General features: G+C 72.4%; 19 protein-coding genes. 7 read left to right on the forward strand and 12 right to left on the reverse strand.

What is annotated here, in order from left to right; genetic code table 11:
- Positions 1-131: 131 nt before the first annotated feature.
- From ACIRR9_RS36420 to ACIRR9_RS36445, 6 genes are all read right to left on the reverse strand, one after another.
- The gene (locus tag ACIRR9_RS36420; protein ID WP_123972527.1) at positions 132-566 is read right to left on the reverse strand and encodes a hypothetical protein; all 435 of its coding nucleotides are present in this window, start codon (positions 564-566) and stop codon (positions 132-134) included.
- A 30-nt stretch (positions 567-596) separates the two neighbouring features.
- Entirely contained in the window at positions 597-1091 is a 495-nt protein-coding gene (locus ACIRR9_RS36425) for an SHOCT domain-containing protein (RefSeq protein ID WP_403760968.1), read from the reverse strand.
- A 172-nt stretch (positions 1092-1263) separates the two neighbouring features.
- Positions 1264-1461 (reverse strand): hypothetical protein, encoded by a 198-nt coding sequence (locus ACIRR9_RS36430; protein ID WP_123972529.1) that lies wholly within the window; start codon positions 1459-1461, stop codon positions 1264-1266.
- Between the two features lie 125 nt (positions 1462-1586).
- Entirely contained in the window at positions 1587-4259 is a 2673-nt protein-coding gene (locus ACIRR9_RS36435; protein WP_403760971.1) for a LuxR C-terminal-related transcriptional regulator, read from the reverse strand.
- A 331-nt stretch (positions 4260-4590) separates the two neighbouring features.
- Positions 4591-5925, reverse strand: a complete 1335-nt coding sequence (locus ACIRR9_RS36440) for a hypothetical protein (protein ID WP_403760973.1) — start codon at positions 5923-5925, stop codon at positions 4591-4593.
- A gap of 98 nt (positions 5926-6023) precedes the next feature.
- Positions 6024-6947, reverse strand: coding sequence for a YhjD/YihY/BrkB family envelope integrity protein (locus ACIRR9_RS36445; protein WP_403760976.1), 924 nt, complete (start codon positions 6945-6947; stop codon positions 6024-6026).
- Between the two features lie 154 nt (positions 6948-7101).
- Here ACIRR9_RS36445 and ACIRR9_RS36450 point away from each other — a divergent pair, with 154 nt between their 5' ends.
- From ACIRR9_RS36450 to ACIRR9_RS36460, 3 genes are all read left to right on the forward strand, one after another.
- A complete protein-coding gene (locus tag ACIRR9_RS36450) occupies positions 7102-7800 on the forward strand; it encodes a GAP family protein (RefSeq protein ID WP_403760978.1) in 699 nt (232 codons plus the stop codon).
- 164 nt (positions 7801-7964) lie between these two features.
- Positions 7965-8426, forward strand: coding sequence for a DUF6325 family protein (locus tag ACIRR9_RS36455; RefSeq protein ID WP_365347008.1), 462 nt, complete (start codon positions 7965-7967; stop codon positions 8424-8426).
- Positions 8427-8473: 47 nt separating this feature from the next.
- Positions 8474-8761, forward strand: coding sequence for an SHOCT domain-containing protein (locus ACIRR9_RS36460; protein WP_403760981.1), 288 nt, complete (start codon positions 8474-8476; stop codon positions 8759-8761).
- Positions 8762-8782: 21 nt separating this feature from the next.
- Here the strand turns inward: ACIRR9_RS36460 and ACIRR9_RS36465 are convergent, their stop codons facing one another.
- The 4 genes from ACIRR9_RS36465 to ACIRR9_RS36480 all read right to left on the reverse strand — a co-directional run bounded on the left by ACIRR9_RS36465 (position 8783) and on the right by ACIRR9_RS36480 (position 13515).
- Complete coding sequence (locus tag ACIRR9_RS36465) at positions 8783-9292, reverse strand: O-acetyl-ADP-ribose deacetylase (RefSeq protein WP_403760984.1); 510 nt, start codon at positions 9290-9292, stop codon at positions 8783-8785.
- Complete coding sequence (locus tag ACIRR9_RS36470) at positions 9289-10698, reverse strand: phytoene desaturase family protein (RefSeq protein ID WP_403760986.1); 1410 nt, start codon at positions 10696-10698, stop codon at positions 9289-9291. Before ACIRR9_RS36470 ends, ACIRR9_RS36465 begins: the two co-directional genes overlap by 4 nt.
- Positions 10699-10783: 85 nt before the next feature.
- On the reverse strand, positions 10784-11632 hold the full coding sequence (locus ACIRR9_RS36475) for an inositol monophosphatase family protein (protein WP_403760989.1): 849 nt from the start codon (positions 11630-11632) through the stop codon (positions 10784-10786).
- An 86-nt stretch (positions 11633-11718) separates the two neighbouring features.
- Positions 11719-13515: a gamma-glutamyltransferase family protein gene (locus ACIRR9_RS36480; protein ID WP_403760992.1), complete on the reverse strand. Its 1797-nt coding sequence runs from the start codon at positions 13513-13515 to the stop codon at positions 11719-11721.
- A gap of 181 nt (positions 13516-13696) precedes the next feature.
- Between ACIRR9_RS36480 and ACIRR9_RS36485 the strand changes: the two genes are divergently transcribed.
- From ACIRR9_RS36485 to ACIRR9_RS36495, 3 genes are all read left to right on the forward strand, one after another.
- Positions 13697-15196 (forward strand): MDR family MFS transporter, encoded by a 1500-nt coding sequence (locus ACIRR9_RS36485; protein ID WP_403760995.1) that lies wholly within the window; start codon positions 13697-13699, stop codon positions 15194-15196.
- A gap of 62 nt (positions 15197-15258) precedes the next feature.
- Positions 15259-16422 (forward strand): FAD-dependent oxidoreductase, encoded by a 1164-nt coding sequence (locus tag ACIRR9_RS36490; protein WP_403760997.1) that lies wholly within the window; start codon positions 15259-15261, stop codon positions 16420-16422.
- A 62-nt stretch (positions 16423-16484) separates the two neighbouring features.
- On the forward strand, positions 16485-17099 hold the full coding sequence (locus tag ACIRR9_RS36495) for a TetR/AcrR family transcriptional regulator (RefSeq protein ID WP_403761000.1): 615 nt from the start codon (positions 16485-16487) through the stop codon (positions 17097-17099).
- A gap of 224 nt (positions 17100-17323) precedes the next feature.
- On the opposite strand, the gene ACIRR9_RS36500 is transcribed toward ACIRR9_RS36495, so the two are convergent.
- Positions 17324-17932, reverse strand: coding sequence for a flavodoxin family protein (locus ACIRR9_RS36500; protein WP_403761003.1), 609 nt, complete (start codon positions 17930-17932; stop codon positions 17324-17326).
- A gap of 94 nt (positions 17933-18026) precedes the next feature.
- Here ACIRR9_RS36500 and ACIRR9_RS36505 point away from each other — a divergent pair, with 94 nt between their 5' ends.
- Complete coding sequence (locus ACIRR9_RS36505) at positions 18027-18437, forward strand: winged helix-turn-helix transcriptional regulator (protein WP_403761006.1); 411 nt, start codon at positions 18027-18029, stop codon at positions 18435-18437.
- A 252-nt stretch (positions 18438-18689) separates the two neighbouring features.
- Here the strand turns inward: ACIRR9_RS36505 and ACIRR9_RS36510 are convergent, their stop codons facing one another.
- Positions 18690-20390, reverse strand: a complete 1701-nt coding sequence (locus tag ACIRR9_RS36510; protein WP_403761009.1) for an LCP family protein — start codon at positions 20388-20390, stop codon at positions 18690-18692.
- Between the last annotated feature and the right edge of the window lie 12 nt (positions 20391-20402).

Raw genomic sequence — 20402 nt, forward strand, 5'->3', positions numbered from 1 at the left:
CGGCCCTGCCCCCGGGGGCCCGCCACGCGCCCCACCCCCACCGGCGCCCCCCCGCCCCCGCCCGCTCACGGGCCGCCACCCCCACCGGGGTGGCCGCCGGCGGCGCCAACCCCTGTGGCGTTCGCGGACCGTCAGACCCGCTCCTCGGAGTCGTCGCGCTGCACCACGCACAGCGCCCAGATGATGAATCCGGACAGTGCGATCATCACGACGGACCAGACGGGGTAGTACGGCAGGGACAGGAAGTTGGCGATGATCACCAGCGCGGCGATGGCCACACCCGCGCCGCGTGCCCACGCGGCCGGCTGGAACAGGCCGATGCTGACGGCCACCGCGATCACGCCCAGTACCAGGTGGATCCAGCCCCAGCTGGTGAGGTCGAACTTGAACACGTAGTTGGGCGTGGTGACGAAGACGTCGTCCTGGGCGATCGCCATGATGCCCCGGAAGACCGCGAGCAGTCCGGCGATCATGAGCATCACGGCTGCGAAGGCCGTCAGTCCGCCGGCCCACTGCATCCGGGCGGTGTGTGCGTGCGGGTGCTGCGCGGGGTGTGTCGCTGTCATACGACTGCCTCGATTCGTTCTCTGAGGGGCTCAGCGCCTCGGTGCACCGGCCACGGTCCCGGGGGCACCGGCCACGGTGCCGGGGCGGCCGGCGGCCGGCCCGAGGTCACTCAGGACCAGTTCCTTGGCCCTGCGGAACTCGTCGTCCGAGATGTCGCCGCGGGCCTTCATCTCGGAGAGCTTGGTCAGCTCGTCGACGCTGCTGGTCCCGCCGGTGCCGCCCCTGGCGGTCTCCCGGACGTAGGACTCGAACGCCTTCTGCTGGTCGCGGGCCTGGGCGATCTCCCGCTGCCCCATGCCCTTGCCACGGGCGATCACGTAGACGAGGACGCCCAGGAACGGGACCACGATGCAGAGGGCCAGCCAGCCGGCCTTGGCCCAGCCGCCCATCGAGTCGTCGCGGAAGATGTCCAGGACGACCCGGAACAGCAGGACCAGCCACATGATCCACAGGAAGAGCCACAGCATGGTCCAGAAGGCGCTCAGCAACGGATAGTCGTACGCGAGGTAGGTCTGCGCGCTCATTTGTGTCCTCCGTCCACGGCACCGGCTGTCGAGCCGGGCTCAGGTTGTCAGCGTGCGCACCGCACCCGGTGGAAGGCCTCACCCCGTGCGGGTGATCGTGGGCCCGGGAACGGCCGGTGGCACCGGGCGCTCCCGGACCGCCCCGACCGGGTCGGCGTGGTGCTGGCGGTTGTCACTCGGGCACCGGCCTCATCTCGACGACCCGCAGTCCGAGCGACAGGCAGCGGTTCAGGAGCCCGTAGAGGTGCGCCTCGTCGACGACATGGCCGAACAGGATCGTCTGACCGGACATCATCACGTGATCCATTTCGGGGAATGCCTTGGTCAGCGTCTCCGACATGATCCCTTCGAGGCGGATCTCGTAGCGCATGGGACGTCTCCCGCCGCGGGGCTGCTGCGGTCCATCCATCGAGCCTGCGCCGCGCGACGGCGTCCGGCCTCACCCGGCAGAGGTGAACCGTCGCCGAGCCGGCGTTCCGGTGGGCAGGGGGCGGGTCACAGCAGGCCGCGGTCGCGGGCCCGGCGTACCGCGTCGCCGCGCCGGCCCACGCCGAGTTTCCGGTAGACGCCCTTGAGGTGCGTCTTGACCGTGTTCACGGAGACATACAGATCGGCGGCGATCTCCTGCGTGGACATCAGCTGGGCCAGCCGGGTGAGCACCTCGCGCTCGCGGGCGCTCAGCTCCTCCACCACCGGTACCGGCGGCTCCTCGCCCGCTCCCCGTCCGCCGCCGGGCGCGCAGCCGTCGCCGAGGAGCCAGCCCGCGGTCAGGCCGTGCAGCGGCGGGGCCTCCAGCAGGCGCCGGATCCGCGGTCCGGCGTCCAGGAACGGGCGCCGCAACCGGTCCCGGCGGGCGTCCAGGAGCGCCCTGGCGAGCAGTTTGCCGGCGGCACCGGTGTCCCCCACCTCCGCCGCGGCGCGGGCGCGCACCAGCGTGGCCCGGACCGTCACTCCGGGTCCGGCCCGGTCCGTGGTGCCCAGCCGCTCGGCCGCCGCGACGGCCTCCTCCTGGCGGCCGGCGGCGAACCGGGCCCATGCCAGTTCCGCGGCGTACCCGGGCTCGTCCTGGCAGGGCAGGTCGTCCAGCGCCTTGGCGGCCGTCTCCGGCCTGCCCTCGGCGAGGTGGGCGGCCGAGGCGGCCAGGGCCGTGTGGGCCTCGGCCCAGGGCGAGGGCGTCAGGGCCGGTACGGCAGGGCCGGCGGCGGTCGCCGCGGCCCGCGGGTCGCCGAGCGCCAGCAGGAGCCGTGCGGTCGCCAGGGCCCGGGCCGCCTCGGTCACCGGGTCGGGCAGGCCGGAGCCGGGTCCGGCCACCTCGTCGAGCAGGCTCCGGGCCCGCTCCGGCTCGTCGCGGTCGACGGCGACGGCGGCCAGCACCAGCTGCGCGAGCCCGGCGCCGGGGGCGTGCTCCCCGCCGGGACAGCGTGCCGCGGCCGCCGCCAGCGCCTGGCTCTCCGCCCTGCCGATCCAGCCGCCTAGATAGTCGATCAGGGCGAGATGGGCGAGGGCGTCCTCCCGGGGCAGGGCCGACGCCGTGTCGCAGGGGGTGGCGAGCACCTCGGTCAGCACCGCGCGCGCGTCGTCGAAACGTCCGGCCCATACCCGCGCCGAGCCCACATGGCAGAGCAGCAGGGCGGTGAGTTCGGGGTGCTTCGCCAGCAGCTGGGCGGGCACCTCGCGGCGCAGCCGCAGAGCCGCGGACATCGCCTGCTCGGCCCGGCCGGGGGAACCGGTCAGCCGGGCCGCCAGGGCCTCCAGCAGCGCTCCGCTCAGGCGACGCGCGGCGGACGTCCCGTCGGACAGGTTCTCCTCGGCGTGCCCCAGGTGGGCCAGGCCGAGACCGAGATCGGGCCCGGACAGCTCGCGAGCCGCGCGCACCAGGTCCGCCGCCGCGCCCGTGGCGGCGGAGTCCATACGGGAGAACAACTCGGTGACGTCGTCCGCGGGCAGGCCGGCGATGAGCCGGCCGAGCGCCAGGTCGTCCACGAGCGCGCCGGCGGTGAACTCCCAGTCACCCGCCGCCGCGCCGTGTGCCAGTGCCTCCGGTATCGCGCCGGAGTCCCGCAGCCAGCGGGCGGCCCGCAGATGGAGTTCCGGTTCGAGTCCCGGGGAGCGTGCCCGCAGATGGACCCGGAGGATCTCCGCGAACAGCGGGTGCAGCCGGTACCAGGAGTGTCCGAGGTCCTCGACGAACGCGTTCTGGCCGTGCAGCTCGGCCAGCCGGGCCTCGACACCGCCGCAGTCCGCCAGCGCCTCCGCGAGTCCGGGGCAGAAGCAGTCCAGCACGCTGACGCGCAGCAGCAGGTCCTGGGTCTCGGCCGGCTGGGCCTTCAGCACCTCGGCGAGCAGGAACTCGGCGACCATGCTGTGGCCGGCCTCGAACTCCTTCAGGTACGTCTCCGGGTCCGCGTTCTGCTGGGCGGCCAGGGCGCACAGGCGCAGCCCGGCCGCCCAGCCCCCGGTGCGTTCGACCAGGCCCCGCACCGCCTCCGTGGGCAGCCGCAGTCCGTGCCGCGCCAGCAGCTCGGCCGCCTCCTCGGTGGTGAAGGCCAGCTCGGCGTTCCTGATCTCGGTGACGGCGCCCGCGCTCCGGTAGCGGTGCAGGGGCAGCAGGGGCTCGGAACGGGTGACCAGGACCAGCCGCAGCCCGTCCCCGGCGTGGTGCAGGACGAACTCCAGCTGCTCGGCCGCATCGGGGGCGGCCAGCCGGTCGAAATCGTCGAGCACGAGGATCGCGGGGCGCTCCCGCCGGTTCAGGGTGTCGGCGATGCGGGTCAGCAGCCGGTGGTCGACCCGGGCCGCGTCCCCGGGGCCGGAGACTCCGGCGGGCAGCGGTGTCCCGGTCTCGTGGAGGGCGTGCAGCACATAGGCCCAGAACCTGCCCGAGCCCTGGTCCGCGGCCTCCACGGTGAGCCAGGCGACGGGCTGCCCGAGTCCGGCGGCCCAGTCGGCGACCAGCAGGGTCTTGCCGGCGCCCGCGGCACCGTCGACGATCGTCAGCGGCCGGTCGAGGGCCTGGTCCAGGTGGTCGGCGAGCCGGGGGCGGCGCAGGAAGGTGGGCGGCCTGGCCGGCACGGCGAACCGCGTCCGCAGAAACGGCTCGGCCAGCGGACCGGCCGGTACGGCGACCGGTCGGCGCGGGAACTCGTTCTCGACGGCCACAGAGATCACCGCCCCTGTCGGTCAGGGCGCTGTCGGCGCTTCACACCTTCAGAATCCCAGCCTTGCCGCCACCCCGCAGACCACGACCGACCACCCCCACCACAGCCCCACCACCCGCGCACGGACGACTGGAGCCCGCACCCATCACAGCCCCGCCCCTCACACACAACGCACCGTCGACGACCTGACCCACCACACCCCCGCCACCCAGCCACAGCCGACCGCCGACCACACCCACCATGGCCCCGCCACCCAGCCACAGCACACAACCGACCCGCCCCACGACAGCCCCACCGCCCACGCACCGGGCGCGGTCCGTCGAGGGTGGCCGGGCGTGGGGTCATGTCCGGTCGCCGGGGTGGGCCGGGGCGGCTGCCGGGGGCGTGTCGGCGTCGACGCGGCCGGCGGCCGCCAGCAGGCAGAGCACCGCGAGGACGGCCAGCAGCACGAGCACCAGCAGCAGGACCGTGAGCACGGTGGGATGGTTCCAGAGCGCGAAGACCAGAGCGATGATCAGCAGTGCGGCAAGGGTGATCCACCGCCGGTACGCGAGCGCCCAGGTGCCGGCCCGTCCGGTGCGGACGTGGTGCCCGGCCGCCCAGCGGGCGGCCGAGTCCGCCGTACGTTCCGACGTGCCCCGGACAGCCACCGGGAGGCGTCCCGGCCCGATGAAGTACGCGCCGAGGGCGATGACCACGCCCAGGACGACGGCCGTACGCAGGCTGACCCGCAGGAAGCGCACCAGCGTGTCGAAGACGGCTGCGGCCGCCGCCTTGGACTGCACCTGGGACGGCAGGTGGTCCAGGTAGTAGCGGCGGGCGACGACCAGGCCGACGGCGACCACCAGGCAGGCGAAGGCGGCGCCCAGCGCGGTGCGCGCCAGGGCCCGGCGCCGGCCGCGGGCGAGGAGGACACCGGCCGCGCCGAAGAGCACGACGAGGACCGGGAACCAGTTCCCGACGATGTCGAGCAGGCGGGCGCCCTTGCGGAACTTCGCCAGCTCGTCGGACTGGAACAGCACCAGCTGCTTGTTCACCTGGGGGATCTTGTCGGCGGGTTTCAGGCCCGCGTCGACCAGGTCCTGCTTGACGCGGTCGACGGCGGTGCCCACGTCCAGGGTGACCGTACCTTCGCTGACCCCGATGGCGCCGCGGCCCTTGCCGGTCAGGGCGTGCACGACGGCCTGGTGGGCGGCACGGTTGGCGGTGCGCCAGAGACCGGCGAAGGCATCGCTGCGTACCACGCGGGTGGCGGCCTTGGTCACCGTCTGGTCGACGGCGTTGTCGATCTGCGGCCCCAGTCCTCTGAGCGCGTCGGCGGCCCGGGGCGGCAGTCCCTGCGACTGCAGCCAGCCGGCGATGTCCCCGGCGACCTGGGGACCGTCCACGTGGGCGCCCACGGCCTCGGTGATCCGGTGCACGGCCGCGTCCTGGACGGCGGGCTCCGTCGCGAGGGGAGCGACGGTGGACACGTACCGGTCGGTGTCGAGGACGATGTCGTGCACCCAGGTCGCCAGCAGGGCGACGGGCACCAGGATGCAGGTCAGCACGATGAGGACGGCCGAGGAGGTGCTGCGCGCGATCCGGCCGGCGGCGCCGGCCGGGTGACCGTTCGGCCCGGCCCCGCTCCCGGTGGTGTCCGGGTCCGGGGGCTGTGGAGGGGGCGGTTCGGCCACGGGACCTCCGGCGTGCTGGGAGTCTGATCACCCCATTGCCTCAGTCCTGCCGCCCCGTCGCCCGCCCGGGCGGGCCGAACGGGCGACGGGTACCGCCGTCAGATCGTCCCCGCGTCCCGGTCCCGGCTCGGTGGCGGGCTGCCGAGCCGGTCGGCGAGGAACGGTTCCTGGGCGAGGACCGCGCCGCAGCTGACGCTGACGGTGGCGGCCAGGCAGACCACGATCAGCCAGGACAGGAGCACGAAGACCGATCCCAGGGCGCCGTATCCGGCCAGGGCTCGGTTGAGTGCCCTCGGCATGTAGAAGCGCGCGGTGGCCGTCAGGGCGGTGAGGGTGATCGCCGTGATCAGAGCACCGGGAAGCAGGGGTTTCCAGGCGACACAGCCACCGAGCAACAGGTGCTGGGTCCACCACCACAGGCCCACCTCGGCGACGAGGGTGACCGGGACGCCCAGCCAGGCTCCCAGGCCGAAGCCGTCGTGCAACGAGCCCTGCAGGACCAGCGCGGTGATCCACAAGGCGAGCCAGGCCACCCAGCGCCACGGAGCGACCCGGCCGCCCCGGGGGATCTCCCAGGAGCGTTTGCACAGCCGTTGCACGGCCCGGCTGACGGCGGTGGCCGAGATCAGCACCATGAGCACGCCGATCACGCCGGTGGTCTGCCGCAGACTCTCCCCCTGGGGCTGCATCAGCTGCTGGATCTCGGCGTCGGCCGGACCGGTCAGCCCGAACACCGAGCGCATGGAACGGATCAGCTGGTCCCGGATGGCCGGCGGGGCGTAGGCGGCGAAGACGAAGAGCAGCGGAACGGCGGCCAGGAAGCACAGGGAGGCCAGTCGGGTGGCGGTGTCGAAGATGTTCACGGACACCATGCGGTCCGCGAGGTGGATGACGACCGGGTACCGGACCTCCGCCCGCCGGTGCACCTCCTGTGCCCAGGCGACCAGCCGCGCGGTCCGCGCGCGCCACCTGGACGGAACGGGCCGGGAGCCGGTGCTCGGCACCCGCCCGCTGGTCTGCATGGCATCGCTCCTTCCTGCGTCCAGAGTGCGGGGCGGTCGCCCCGGCGGCACTCCGGAGGGCTTCGCCGGGAACCGCCCCGGATGTCGTACGGACAACTCCTGCCTACGCTCGTGGTGTCCGAGACGCCGGGGGTCGCCGACGCTGGGGGTCGCCATGGTGCTCGATCTGGTGCTCATCGGCCTGGCGATCACCCTCGAACCGCTGCCTCTCATGGCCTTCGTCCTGGTGGTGGCGTCGGCGAGGGGGGTGTGGAAGGGCCTGGTCTTCATCCTGAGCTGGCTGGCGTGCCTGACCCTGGTGATCGCGATCGTCCTGGTGGTGACCGGCGGCGAGCCGCCACCGCCGAGGTCCCCGCCCTCCACCGCCGTCCTCGCGGCGAAGCTGTTCATCGGGGTGTCGCTCATCCTGTACGGCGAGCACCGGCGCCGGCGGCGCGGCGGTCTCCGCGGCCGACGGCCCGGGAGCGGGCCGACCGGGCCCGAGCAGTCGCCGTCCGCGTCGCCGTCCGCGTCCCTGACCTCGCACATGGATCACAGCACGGTCTGGAGCGCGGCCGGCCTGGCCGTCCTGCTGCAGCCCTGGGGGCTGGTCGCGGCCGGGGCGACGACGGTGGTGGAGGCGGACACCTCGCACTTCACGACCTGGCTCACCCTGGTCGGTTTCTGTGTCCTGGCCACCGCGAGCCTGCTCGCCGTCGAGTTGTACGTGGTGTTCGCCCCGACCGCGGCACGGGCCCGCCTGCTGCGGCTGCGGGCCTGGCTGGCAGCTCACCAGGAGCAGGCGCTGGTGACGCTGTGTCTGCTCCTGGGTTTCTGGCTGGTGGGCAGGAGCCTTTACCAGCTGACCAGCTGACGAACCGACGAACCGACGACCGAGCGGGGACGGTGGCCACGCCACGGACGGTGGCCGAGCCGGCCCGCTGGAGTGCGGTGATCCGGTGCCGGTGCTGGAATGGAGCGTGCGGCCTGACGACCGCACCGCCCCGCACACTCCCGCGTCGCACAGGAGGAGTGGCCATGGACAGCGTCGAGGACATGGGCCCCGTCGACTACCTGGTGATCGAGTTCCCGGGCAACCGCCTGACGGGCGAGGCCCTGCCCCTGCTGGTCGATCTCGCCGACCGCCGCGTCGTACGGATCCTCGACCTCGCCTTTCTGCGCAAGGACGCCGACGGCTCGGTCTCCGCGCTGGAGTTGCGGGATCTCGGCGACGAGGAGGCCGATCTCACCGTCTTCGAGGGGGCCTCGTCCGGGCTGCTGGACGAGGGTGACCTCGCCGAGGCGGGCAACGCCCTGGAGCCCGGCAACTCCGCCGCGGTCCTGGTGTACGAGAACCTGTGGGCCGCTCCCCTGGCACGCGCACTGCGGCGCAGCGGGGCCGAGTTGGTCGCGAGCGGCCGGATTCCCGTGCAGGCCCTGCTGGCTTCGCTCGACGCCGTCGAGGAGCCGACGCCGCCCGACGGATCCGCCGCCGCCTGAGGGATCCGCCGCCTGAGGGATCCGCCGTCCGAGGGGAGATGAGGGACATGCCCGGACTGCTGCGGGGAATCGCCCGCACCGCTGTCGTCGCCGGCACCGCCACAGCGGTGTCCAACCGGGTCTCGCGACGCCAAGCGGGCCGCTGGGCCCAGCAGGACTACGAACAGCAGGAGCCGCAACCGCAGGCCGCGTATCAGCCACCGCCGTCGACGCAGCCCGTCGAGGACGAGATGACGGCTCGGATCGGCCAGCTCAAGGAGCTGGCCGAGCTGAAGGCGCAGGGCGTTCTGACCGACGAGGAGTTCGCGGCCCAGAAGCGCCGGCTCCTGGGCTGACGCGGGTGTTCCCTCGGTCTCTCAGGGGAGCTGCGCGGCGAAGGCCTCGTACGCCTGTTCGTCGAAGAGTACGAAGCGGACCTCCTCGACGGCCGTGTCCGCCTCCCGGACCGTCGCCACGGCGATCCGGGCACCGTCGTCCATCGGCCAGCCGTAGATACCGGTGGAGACCGCCGGGAACGCGACCGTGCGGGCGCCGACTTCGTCGGCGCGTTTCAGGGACTCGCGGTAGCAGGAGGCCAGCAGGTCGGAGCGGTCCTCGCTCGTGGAGTGGACGGGGCCGACCGTGTGGATGACCCAGCTCGCGTCGAGTTCCCCGGCCGTGGTGGCGACCGCCTGGCCGGTGGGCAGGCCCTTGCCGTAGTGCCCGGCGCGCAGTTTCCGGCAGTCCTCCAGGATCGCGGGGCCGCCGCGCCGGTGGATGGCGCCGTCGACGCCTCCGCCGCCGAGCAGGGAGGAGTTGGCCGCGTTGACGATCGCGTCGGCGGTCTGCCGGGTGATGTCGCCCCGGACGAGCGTGATGCGGGTCATGACTGTCTCAGCCTCCTCCACACGGCCTTCGCCGCGTTGTGCCCCGACATGCCGTGCACACCCGGGCCCGGCGGGGTGGCCGACGAGCAGATGAAGACGGCGGGGTGCGGGGTGCCGTACGGGAACAGCGAGAGCTTGGGGCGCAGCAGGATCTGCAGGCCTGAGACCGCGCCGGTGCCGATGTCACCGCCGACGTAGTTGGCGTTGCGGGCGGCGAGTTCGGCCGGGCCGGCGGTGGCGCGGGCCAGCACGCGGTCGCGGAACCCCGGGGCGAAGCGCTCCAGTTGACGCTCCATCACCTCGGTGAGGTCGCCGGTCCAGCCGCTGGGGACGTGGGCGTACGCCCAGAACACCTGCTTGCCCTCGGGGGCGCGGGACGGGTCCACGACACTGGGCTGCACGGTGATCATGAACGGCCGGTCGGGGGCGCGGCCCTCGCGCGAGGCGGCACGCAGGGCGGTGCCGATCTCCGCGCTGTCCGCGCCGATCTGCACGGTCCCGGCGCGGCGGGCCTCGGAGGCCGTCCACGGGACCGGGCCGTCCAGCGCGTAATCGATCTTGAAGACGCCCGGGCCGTAACGGTAGTCCCGGTAGTAGTCGCCGAAGCCGGCGATACGGGCGAGCGCGGTGGGCGAGGTGTCGAAGATGTACGACCGTGCGGGCGGCAGGTCGTCGAGACGCTTGACCTGGTAGTCGGTGTGGATCGCGCCGCCGAGGTCCTTCAGATAGGCGGCGAGGGCGTCGGAGATGGCCTGGGAACCGCCCCTGGCGACCGGCCAGCCGCGGGCGTGCGCGGCGAGGGCGAAGACCATGCCGATGGCGCCGGTCGCGAACCCGCTGAGCGGGGCCATGACATGGGCGACGAGACCGGCGAAGAGGGTTCTGGCCCGCTCGTCGCGGAAGCGGCGCAGCAGCAGGGAGGAGGGCGGCAGCCCGACCAGGCCGAAACGGGCGAGGGTGACCGGGTCACGCGGCAGCGCGGTCAGCGGCAGGGACATGAAGTCCCTGGCGAGGGTGTCCCACTTGGGCAGGAACGGCTCGACCAGCCTGCGGTACGTGCCCGCGTCGCGTGGTCCGAACGAGGCCGCCGTCTCCGCGACGGAGCGGGCCAGTACGGCGGCGCGGCCGTCGGGGAAGGGGTGCGCCATCGGCAGTTCGGCGTGCAGCCACTCCAGGCCGTAGCGCTCCAGCGGCAGGGCGCGGAACGCGGGCGAGTTGATGCCGAGCGGGTGCGCGGCGGAGCACGGGTCGTGCCGGAAGCCGGGAAGTGTCAGCTCCTCGGTGCGGGCGCCGCCGCCGACGGTCTCCTTCGCCTCGAAGAGCGCGACCGAGAAACCGCGGCGGGCCAGCTCCACGGCGGCCGTCAGTCCGTTCGGCCCCGCACCCACCACGACCGCATCGAGCATCGACGGCACCTTCGGACCCCTTCGTCAGCCGATGGCCACTCGGCTTCAGGATATGCCGGAGGACTGACACTCTCCTCGCTCGGGGTTACCAGTGCGGGTTCTGCAGCAGGTCCACCACGCGTCGGGCGGTGGCCGCGTCGCGGGCCGCGGTGAACGGCAGGGTGTTGCCGCCGGTGATGCGGAACGGTTCGCCGTCGAGGGTGAGGTGGGCGCCGCCCGCCTCCTCGACCAGCAGCAGCCCGGCCGCGTGATCCCAGGCCGCCTCCCAGGAGAAGGCTGTGGCATCCAACTCGCCCCGGGCGATGGCGAGATACTCCAGACCCGCCGAGCCGCAGGCGCGCGGGGCGATGCCGTCGGCCCACAGGGCGTGCAGCGCGCGCTTCTGCGCGTCGGTCGTGTAGTCCGGGTGGGAGGTGGCGATTTCGAGGTCCCGGCCCTCGGCGGGCGACCCGGCGAGCAGCCGTACGCCGTCGAGGAAGGCGCCCTTCCCCCGTACCGCCGTGGCCAGTTGCTCGCGGGCCGGGGCGTAGGTCCAGGAGGCGAGCAGGACACCGCGGTGGGCGAGCGCGACCAGGGTGCAGAAGCCGTCCTCGCCGCGCACGAACTGGCGGGTGCCGTCGACCGGGTCGACGATCCACACCGGCGCGTCGCCCTGGATCGCCTCGTAGGTGTACGGGTCCGCGTGCACCGCTTCCTCGCCGACCACGACGGAGCCGGGCAGCAGGGCGCCGAGCGCCCCGGTGAGGTACTTCTCGGCCAGCCGGTCGGCGTCCGTCACCAGATCGTGCGGCCCGGCCTTCTGGTCGATCTCGTCGTCGGCGAGCCGCCGCCAGCGGGGCAGGATCTCGGTGCGCGCGGCCTTGCGGACGGCATCCTCGACGTCACCGGCGTGCTGAAGGAGAAACTCGTCGATGGTCTCCGTTGCTTCGATCATGCCCCCATGAGAGCACGCGCCACTGACAATCCCCGCCGCCCGGGTGTACTACCGATGGAATCCGGCCGAACAGACAGTGCCGACGATCAACGTCCCACCGCGTACCCCTGCATCCCGCGTGGATTCGCCGCTGCCGACAGCACGCCGGTCTCCGGGTCCCGTGCCACGGCGCACAGCCGTCCCTCCGACCAGTCCGGCGCGACCGTCACGTCATGGCCGCGCCGCCGCAGCTCCTCCACCACCCGGGGGTCCGTCCGCGATTCGACGGTCACGCTCCCGGGTCGGCGCCCGCGCGGGTAGAAGGAGCTGGGGAAGCTGTCGTTGTGCCAGTTCGGGGCATCGATCGCGCCCTGGAGGTCGAGGCCGCCGCGGACCCGGTCGCGCAGGACGGCGGCCAGGAAGAAGTGCAGCTGCCACTGGTCCTGCTGGTCGCCACCGGGCGTGCCGAAGGCCAGCACCGGAACCCCGCCGCGCAGCGCGATCGACGGGGTGAGCGTGGTGCGGGGGCGCCGGCCGGGCGTGAGGGAGTTCGGCAGGCCCTCCTCCAGCCAGGCCATCTGGAGCCGGGTGCCGAGCGGGAAGCCCAGCTCGGGGACGACCGGGTTGGACTGGAGCCAGCCGCCGCTGGGGGTGGCCGCGACCATGTTGCCCCAGCGGTCGACGACGTCCAGGTGGCAGGTGTCGCCCCGGGTGGTGCCGTCGGCGGCGACCTGCGCGACCGTCGGCTCACCGGCGCCCAGCGGGTCGAAGGCGGTGCTCCTCCCGGCCTCCACGCGCGCGTACCCGGGCAGTCGCGGCTCGCGTCCGCCGGGGCTGCCGGGGCGTAGCTCCTCGGAGGCCTTGGCGCCGATCAGGTCCCGCCGTCCGGCGTTGTAGGCGTCGGAGAGCAGCTCGGCCAGCGGCACCTCGGCCGCGTCCCCGTACCAGGCCTCGCGGTCGGCCATGGCGAGCTTGCAGCCCTCGACCAGGAGGTGGACGTAGTCCGCGGAGCCGTAGGCGGGCAGTTCGGGCGGCAGCAGGGCGAGCTGCTGGAGGAGGACGGGGCCCTGGCTCCAGGGGCCCGCCTTGCACACGGTCCAGCCGTTCCAGTCGTACGACACCGGGCGCTCGTAGGCCGCGGACCAGCCGGCCAGGTCGGCGGCGGTGAGGGTGCCGGTGTGCCGCTCCCCGCTGGTGTCCATGGTGGGGCGGGCGGCCTGCCGGACCAGGGCCTCGGCGATGAAGCCCGAGCGCCACACCTCGCGGGCCGCGTCGATCCGTGCCTCCCGGTCCCCGGCGCCCGCGGTCTCGGCGAGCAGCCGCTTCCAGGTCGCGGCGAGGGCGGGGTTGCGGAACAGCTCGCCGGGGCGGGGCGGCCGTCCGCCGCGCAGGTAGAGCTCCGCCGACGAGGTCCACTCCGTCTCGAACAGCTCCCGGACGCTGTCCACCGTCGCGCCGACGTTCTCCACCGGCGCGTGTCCGTGCTCGGCGTATCCGACGGCGTACTTCAGGACCTCGTCGAGCGGCTTGGTGCCGTGGTCGCGCAGGAGGAGCAGCCAGGCGTCGAAGGCGCCGGGGACGGCGGCGGCCAGCGGGCCGGTGCCGGGGACGAGGTCCAGGCCGAGCCCCCGGTAGTGGGCGACGGTGGCGCCGGCCGGGGCCACGCCCTGTCCGCACAGCACCCGCACCTCGCCGCCGGCCGGGGCGAGCAGGATCGGCACCTCGCCGGCGGGCCCGTTGAGGTGGGGTTCGACGACGTGCAGCACGAACGCTCCCGCGACGGCGGCGTCGTACGCGTTACCGCCGGCCTCCAGGACCGCCATCGCCGACTGGGAGGCCAGCCAGTGCGTGGACGACACCATGCCGAAGGTGCCCTGAAGGGTGGGACGGGTAGTGAACAGCATCTCTCACCTCGGCGTTCGCGTTCGTCGGCCAACCTCCCCAGGACACTACCGCAGGTTGTACGACTTCAAAAGTGCATCGGTTGCACTTATTTAGTCGTTGTGCTCTTCTGGAGTGGCGGTCGCGGATCGCCGCCTCCGTCCTCCTTCCTCGCTCCTCCCCTTCAGAAAGGGGTGATCAGCCATGTCCGCCGTCGTAGCGAAGAACGTGCGCCGGGTCCTGCTCGGCGTGATGCTCGCGATGCTGCTCTCCATGCTCGACAACATGGTCGTGAGCACGGCGATGCCGACGATCGTCGGCGACCTGGGCGGCCTGGAGCACATCTCCTGGGTCGTCACCGCCTACGCCCTGGTCACCGCCGTCACCACCCCGGTCTGGGGCAAGCTCGGCGACCTGGTCGGCCGCAAGCCCATGTATCTGGCGTCGATCGCCGTGTTCATCGTCGGTTCGGCGCTGTGCGGCGCCGCTCGGTCCATGCCCCAGCTGATCGCCTTCCGTGTCGTGCAGGGCGTCGGCGCGGGCGGCATCGGCGCGGGCGCCCTCGCCCTGATCGGCGCTCTCGTGCCGCCGCGCGAACGCGGCAGGTACCAGGGCATGACCGCGTCCGTCATGGCGATCGGCACGATCGGCGGCCCGCTGCTGGGCGGCTTCGTCACCGGCCACTTCAGCTGGCGCTGGGCCTTCTACCTCAATCTGCCGCTCGGCCTGCTGTCCCTGGTGTGGCTGTGGCTGATGCTGGACGTGCCCGTCAAGCGCATCGAGGCGAGGATCGACTGGGCGGGCATCGCCCTGCTGACCGTCTCCATCAGCGCGATCGTGCTGGCCGCCACCTGGGCGGGCACCACCTACGCCTGGGGCTCCTGGCAGATCTTCGCGCTCGGCGCGGTGACCGTGCTCGGGCTGCGCGCGTTCATCGCCGTGGAGCGGCGGGCCGACGAGCCGCTGCTGCCGCTGAGCGTGTTCACGAACCACCGCAACTACCCGCTCGCGATGGTGCTGATCCTCGTCGCCGGTGTCGTCATGTTCGGCGCGGGCCTGTATCTGCCGCTGTTCCAGCAGACCGTGCAGGGCGCCTCCGCGACCAACTCCGGGCTGCTCATGCTGCCCATGATGATCCCCGTCGTCATCGTCTCGACCATCGCCGGCAAGATCATGTCGACCACCGGGAAGTACCGGATCCTCCCGGTCGTCGGGGCCCTGTTCCTCACCGCCGGCCTCGGCCTCCTGGCCACCATGGACACCGCCACCTCACACCTGCTGACCAGCCTGTACATGGTCCTCGTCGGCATCGGTCCGGGCTTCACCCTGCAGATGTCCGGGACCATCGCGCAGAACAGCGTGTCGCTGCGCGACATGGGCGCCGCGATGAGTTCGGTCAACCTCTTCCGCACCCTCGGTGGATCCCTCGGCGTCGCGGTCTTCGGCTCGCTGTTCACCCGCGCCGTCCGGTCCGCGCTGCCCGCCGGCGGCGAGGCCGACCCCAACGCCCTGCACGAGCTGCCCGCCGCGGCCAGGAACGCCTACCTCGACGCGGTCACGACCGGCACCGGCCACATCTTCCTGACCGCCGCCGTCCTGTGCGCCCTGGCCTTCCTCGCCGCGCTGTTCGTCATCGAAGTCCCCCTGAAGAAGGCCGGCCCGCCCGCCCCCGCGGCCGACACCCCCGCCCACGCGACCAGTTGATCCCCTCTCCCGCATACAGCGCACCGCACGGCGTTGCCGTGCCTCACGAACGGAGCACCACCATGACCGTCACCCACACCCCGCGCATCGCGATCATCGGCGCCGGCCCCGGCGGCCTCACCTGCGCCCGCATCCTGCAGCAGTACGGCATCAGCGCCACCGTCTACGACCACGAAGCCGGCCCCGACATGCGCAACCAGGGCGGCACCCTCGACCTGCACGAGGACAACGGCCAGATCGCCCTGCGCGAAGCCGGGCTGCTGGAGGACTTCTTCCGGCTCTCCCGCCCCGAGGGCCAGGAGATGCGCCAGATGGACCCCGCAGGCACCGTCCTCCTCCACCACACCCCCGAAGAAGGCGAGAGCTTCAAGCCGGAGATCGACCGCGGACAGCTGCGCGACCTCCTGCTGAACTCGCTCCGGCCCGGCACCGTGCGCTGGAGCCACACGCTGAGCTCCGTCGAAGGACCCGCCGCCGGCCCCCGGCAGCTGTACTTCGCCGACGGCACCATCATCGAGGCCGACCTCGTCATCGGCGCCGACGGAGCCTGGTCCAAGGTCCGCCGCGCCGTCTCCGACGCCACCCCCCGCTACACCGGCGTCAGCTTCCTCGAAGCCTGGTTCGACGACGTCGAGAACGAACACCCCGAGATCGCCGCACTCGTCGGCCAGGGCAGCGCCGCGGCAGCCGACGGCGACCGCGGCCTGTTCGCCCAGCGCAGCAGCGGCGATCACATCCGCGTCTACATCATCCAGCGCGTCCCCGCCGACTGGATCGCCGCCGCCGGCCTGACCGTCCAGGACACCGACGGCATCCGCACCCTGCTCCTGGACCGCTACCGCGACTGGTCACCGAACCTGCGCCGACAGCTGACCGACAACGACGGCCGCTACGTCGACCGTCCCATCCACGCCCTGCCCGTCCCCCACACCTGGGAGCACAACCCCACGGTCACCCTGCTGGGAGACGCCGCCCACCTCATGCCCCCGGTCGGCGTGGGCGTCAACCTCGCCATGCTGGACGCCTGCGAACTCGCCCTCGCCCTCGTGAACAACAACACCGTCGCCGACGCCGTCCTCGCCTACGAGAAGACCATGCTGCCCCGCGCCGCCCAGATGCAGCAGCTGCTCGAGAACGGGGCCGAGGGACTGCTGTCCACCGAACTGCCGGACTTCGACCACGGCGACGACGCCGACGCCGACGCCGACGACCGCAACGACCACTGACACCAGATAAGTGCAACAGCTCAACTTCCGAAGTTGAACAACCAAGGGAGTAGGGTCATGTCATGACCGACATCCAGGCCTCCGCCGCGCCGGCGCCCACGGGACGCCGTGAACGCAAGAAGGCCGCCACCCGGCAGGCCATCGCCGACGCCGCACTGCGTCTGTTCCTGGAGCGCGGCTACGACGACGTGGGCATCCGTGAGATCGCGGATGCCGCGGACGTGTCCACGACCACGCTGTTCAAGCACTTCCCGGTCAAGGAGGCGCTCGTCTTCGACCAGGACGCCGACCAGGAGGCCCGGCTCCTGGCCGCGGTCCGCGAACGGCCGACGGGACAGTCGATCCCCGAGGCGCTCCGCGAGCACGCGCTGCGCCACCGCCTCGGTGCGGCGCGCCGGGACCCCGCCTTCGTCGCCTTCTTCGAGCTGGTGAACAGCACCCCGGCCCTGCGCGACTACCAGCAGGCCATGTGGCTGCGCCACTCGTCCGCGCTGGCCGGCGTCATCGCCGAGGAGAGCGGCCTGCCCGCCGACGATCCCGCCTGCGCGGCGCTGGCCCACTTCGCCCTCGAAGCCCCCCGCGTGGCGCACGACCGGGCCGACTTCCGCCAGGCCGTCACCCGCGCCTTCGAGCTGCTGGAGAACGGCTGGACCACGCTCGCCTCCCCCGGCCACTGAAACCCGGCCCGTCCCGCGGTCCAGGTTCACCGCCCACCCCAACGCCGGTGAGGAACACCATAGTCGAGCCGCGACCCGTCGCCCTGACGGCTCCGGCGGTCCAGTCGGTCTCGGACCGGCCGGCACCGACAGCGGTCACCGCGAGGCGGGCGGTGAAGTCCCGGACCGGACTGGACTGGACCGGACTGGACCGGACTGGACCGGTTCACGGGACCGTGTGGACGTCATCGACGGGCGAGGGCGTTCTTGCCCGCGATGTTGATCTCGGCCTGCCGGGCGACTCGTGCGCCGAGGTGCTCTGCGGTGGCGATGTCGGCGGCGTGGACGGTGTCGATGCCGCCGTCCTGGGGGGGGGGCGAGGCGGCGACACCGATCCAGAAAACCGGGCGGTCGAGGTCGTCCTCGGCTGCGGTCAGGGCGTTCCAGCCGGGAGGCAGGCCCAGGCCGACCCAGATCATGTGGTGCTGGGCGGCGAGCGCGGCCATGAAGTTGAGGGAGTAGAGCTTGTCGCCGCTCTTGGAGGCGGAGTTGGTGAAGCCGGCGGCGATCTTGTCGGCCCAGGCGTTCCCGAGGTAGCGGCCGCTGGTGGCCTCGGCGAAGGCGTGGAAGGCCGCGGAGGCGCCACCCATGTAGGTGGGGGCGCCGAAGATGATCGCGTCGGCCTCGTCCAGCCGCTGCCAGTCGGCGTCGGTGATGGCGTCCACCGGGATGAAGGCGACCTCGGCTCCGGCCTTCTCGGCACCGCGCCTGCCCCCTTCGGCCAGCACAGCGGTGTGTCCGTAGCCGGAGTGGTAGGCGACGGCGACCAGGGGGCGCTTGACGGTCTCGCTCACGGGTGTACTCCTTCGGCAGGTCTTGGCTCGAATACAGGCCAGCCCTCTAAAAGAGGTCAACCTCCTGAAGGAGTGCTGGTGTAGTCTCAGGGGTATGCCAGAACAGGAGCAGCCACCGCTCGGCATCGATCCCGAGCGGCCGATGGACATCCTCGACGCGGCCTGCCCCAGCCGTGATGTGTTCGTGGACCTGGCCGACAAATGGGCCCTGCTGATGCTGCTGAGCCTGCGCGAGCGCGACGTCCAGCGGTTCTCCGAACTGCAGCGCTCCATCGGCGGAATCAGCCGCAAGATGTTCTCGCAGACCCTGCGCACCCTGGAACGCGACGGACTCGTCTCCAGGACGGTGGACCCCAACGCCACCCCGCCCCTGGTCCACTACGGGCTCACCGGCCTCGGCACCGAGATCGCCGAGGAGGCCCGCGTCCTGTGCACCTGGACCGCCGACCGCGCCGCCCAGGTCTACGCCGCCCGCGCCGCCTACGACCAGCGCACCACCGCCTGACCGGCCCCCAGTCGAAGGGGGCCGGGCCGATGCGGATCCACGCCGACGGTCAGACGGCGTGCGGATCACGTTCTGTTGCGGCAGGCGATCCGAGGAAGGTCGGGTCCGCCATGTCCGGTAGCACGCCGCCTGGGCATCGCGGTCATCACGGCAACAGCCCGGAAGGCGGCGGACGCCGTGGCCGGCGATGCGCTCGCCGGCCACGGCGTCCGTGAGCCCCCTCCGCGACCATCGTCGCGGAGGGGGCTCACCTCACTTGTCCGAGTCGGGCTTGCTGCTCGCCGCCGCGTAGGCCTGGCCCGGGGTCATCGGCACCCCGTTGAGGCTGACCGTCTTGTACTGGCTGACCTTGGCGCAGGTCTTGGCGTCGCTGGCGGTCGAGGCGTTGGCGTTGGAGACCGCGGCCTTGGTGTCGCCGGAGCTGGCCGGGTAGGAGCTGCCGCTCGTCCAGTCGCTCCCGATCACCAGGACCACACCGGTTCCGGAGCCCGACTTGATGTGCGAGCTGGGGATGTCCAGGGCCTTGGCGACGGTCTGGGCCTCGCCCTTGTCACCGCTGCCGTAGGTCAGGGTGGTCGAGGTCGCCGAGGTCGGGGCGTTGGCCGTGCTGGTGCCGGTGCTGAAGCCCTGCGAGATCAGGGAGTTCGCGATGACGGAGGCACGGCCGGTGACGTCGGTGCCGTTCTCGACCGTCACGGCGATCTGGGCCGCGGGGACGGCCGCGACGGTGGGCGTCGGCTTCGCGGTCGCCGAGGCGGCCGACGACTTCTTGCCCGAACTGGTGGTCAGCGACTGGTCGTTCGCCATGGTGGCGAAGAGGTCCTTGGCGCCGGCGCCCACGACCACGCGGTTGCTGTTGGTGGGGTCGGGGGCGGTCTGCATGGTGGTGAAGGTCATCCGCTTGGTGGGGACCTTGTTCACGTCCGCCGCCAGCGAGATCAGCTTCTTCACGGTGCCGAGGTCGTCGTCCACGGTGAGCGCCTTGGTGGCGGCGTCGGCCAGGCTGTAGACGGCGGTGGGGTCGGTGAGCGTGCCCGCGCTCTTGAACTTGCGGATCATCGCGCTGAGGAAGAGGTGCTGGGAGACCGTACGGCCCAGGTCGCTGCCGTCGCCGAAGCCGTGCCGGGAGCGGACGAACTCCAGCGCCGCCTCACCCTTGAGGGTGTGGGTGCCCTTGGACAGCTTCAGATGCGAGTAGGTGTCGTACACATTGCCGTTGACGCACACGGAGACACCGCCGACCGCGTCGGACATCTTGACCACACCGGAGAAGTCCAGCTTCACGAAGTGGTCGATGGTGATACCGGTGAGCTGGTGGATCGTGGACACCTGGCAGGCCGGACCGTACTGGAGGGCACTGTTGACCTGCCCGTAGTAGCCGGACGTGGACTGGCCGCTCTTGGCGTCCTTGCAGGCGGGGACGTTGACCATGGTGTCCCGGGGGATGCTCATCACCGTCGCGTTGGAACGGTCGGCGGATATGTGGACGACCATCTCCACGTCCGCGTTGCCGTTGCCGGTCTGTACACCGGTCGTCCTGCAGCCGCCGCCGAGTTTGCAGTCCGCCGAGCTGGTCCGGCCGTCCGAGCCGATCACCAGGATGTTGATCGGGGTCCGGCCGAACGCGTCGGCCTTCTCCGTGCCGCCCTTGCCGTCGAGGGAGACGCTGTTGATGTTGCCGTTCAGGTGCTCGTAGAACCACCAGCCCGCACCGGCCGTGACAAGCACCATCACAGCCGTGACCAGGCCGAAGACCTTCAGGAACCGTTTGCCGCGGCCCACCGGTCTGGCCCGCCGGGACCGTCTGCCACCGTGCGACTTGGCCGCCTGCCGGGCCGCGGCCCGGCCACCGGTCGGCCCGGCCCCGTCGGGCAGGGCACCACGCTGTCCCGGCACCCGGTCGGTGCGGCTACGCGTGGCCTGGCCCCCCGGGCCGTCCCACGGGTCGGTCATCTTCCACTCCCA

The organism is Streptomyces sp. NPDC101234 (assembly GCF_044767525.1).
In the GTDB taxonomy this organism is placed as follows: Bacteria; Actinomycetota; Actinomycetes; order Streptomycetales; family Streptomycetaceae; genus Streptomyces; species Streptomyces sasae.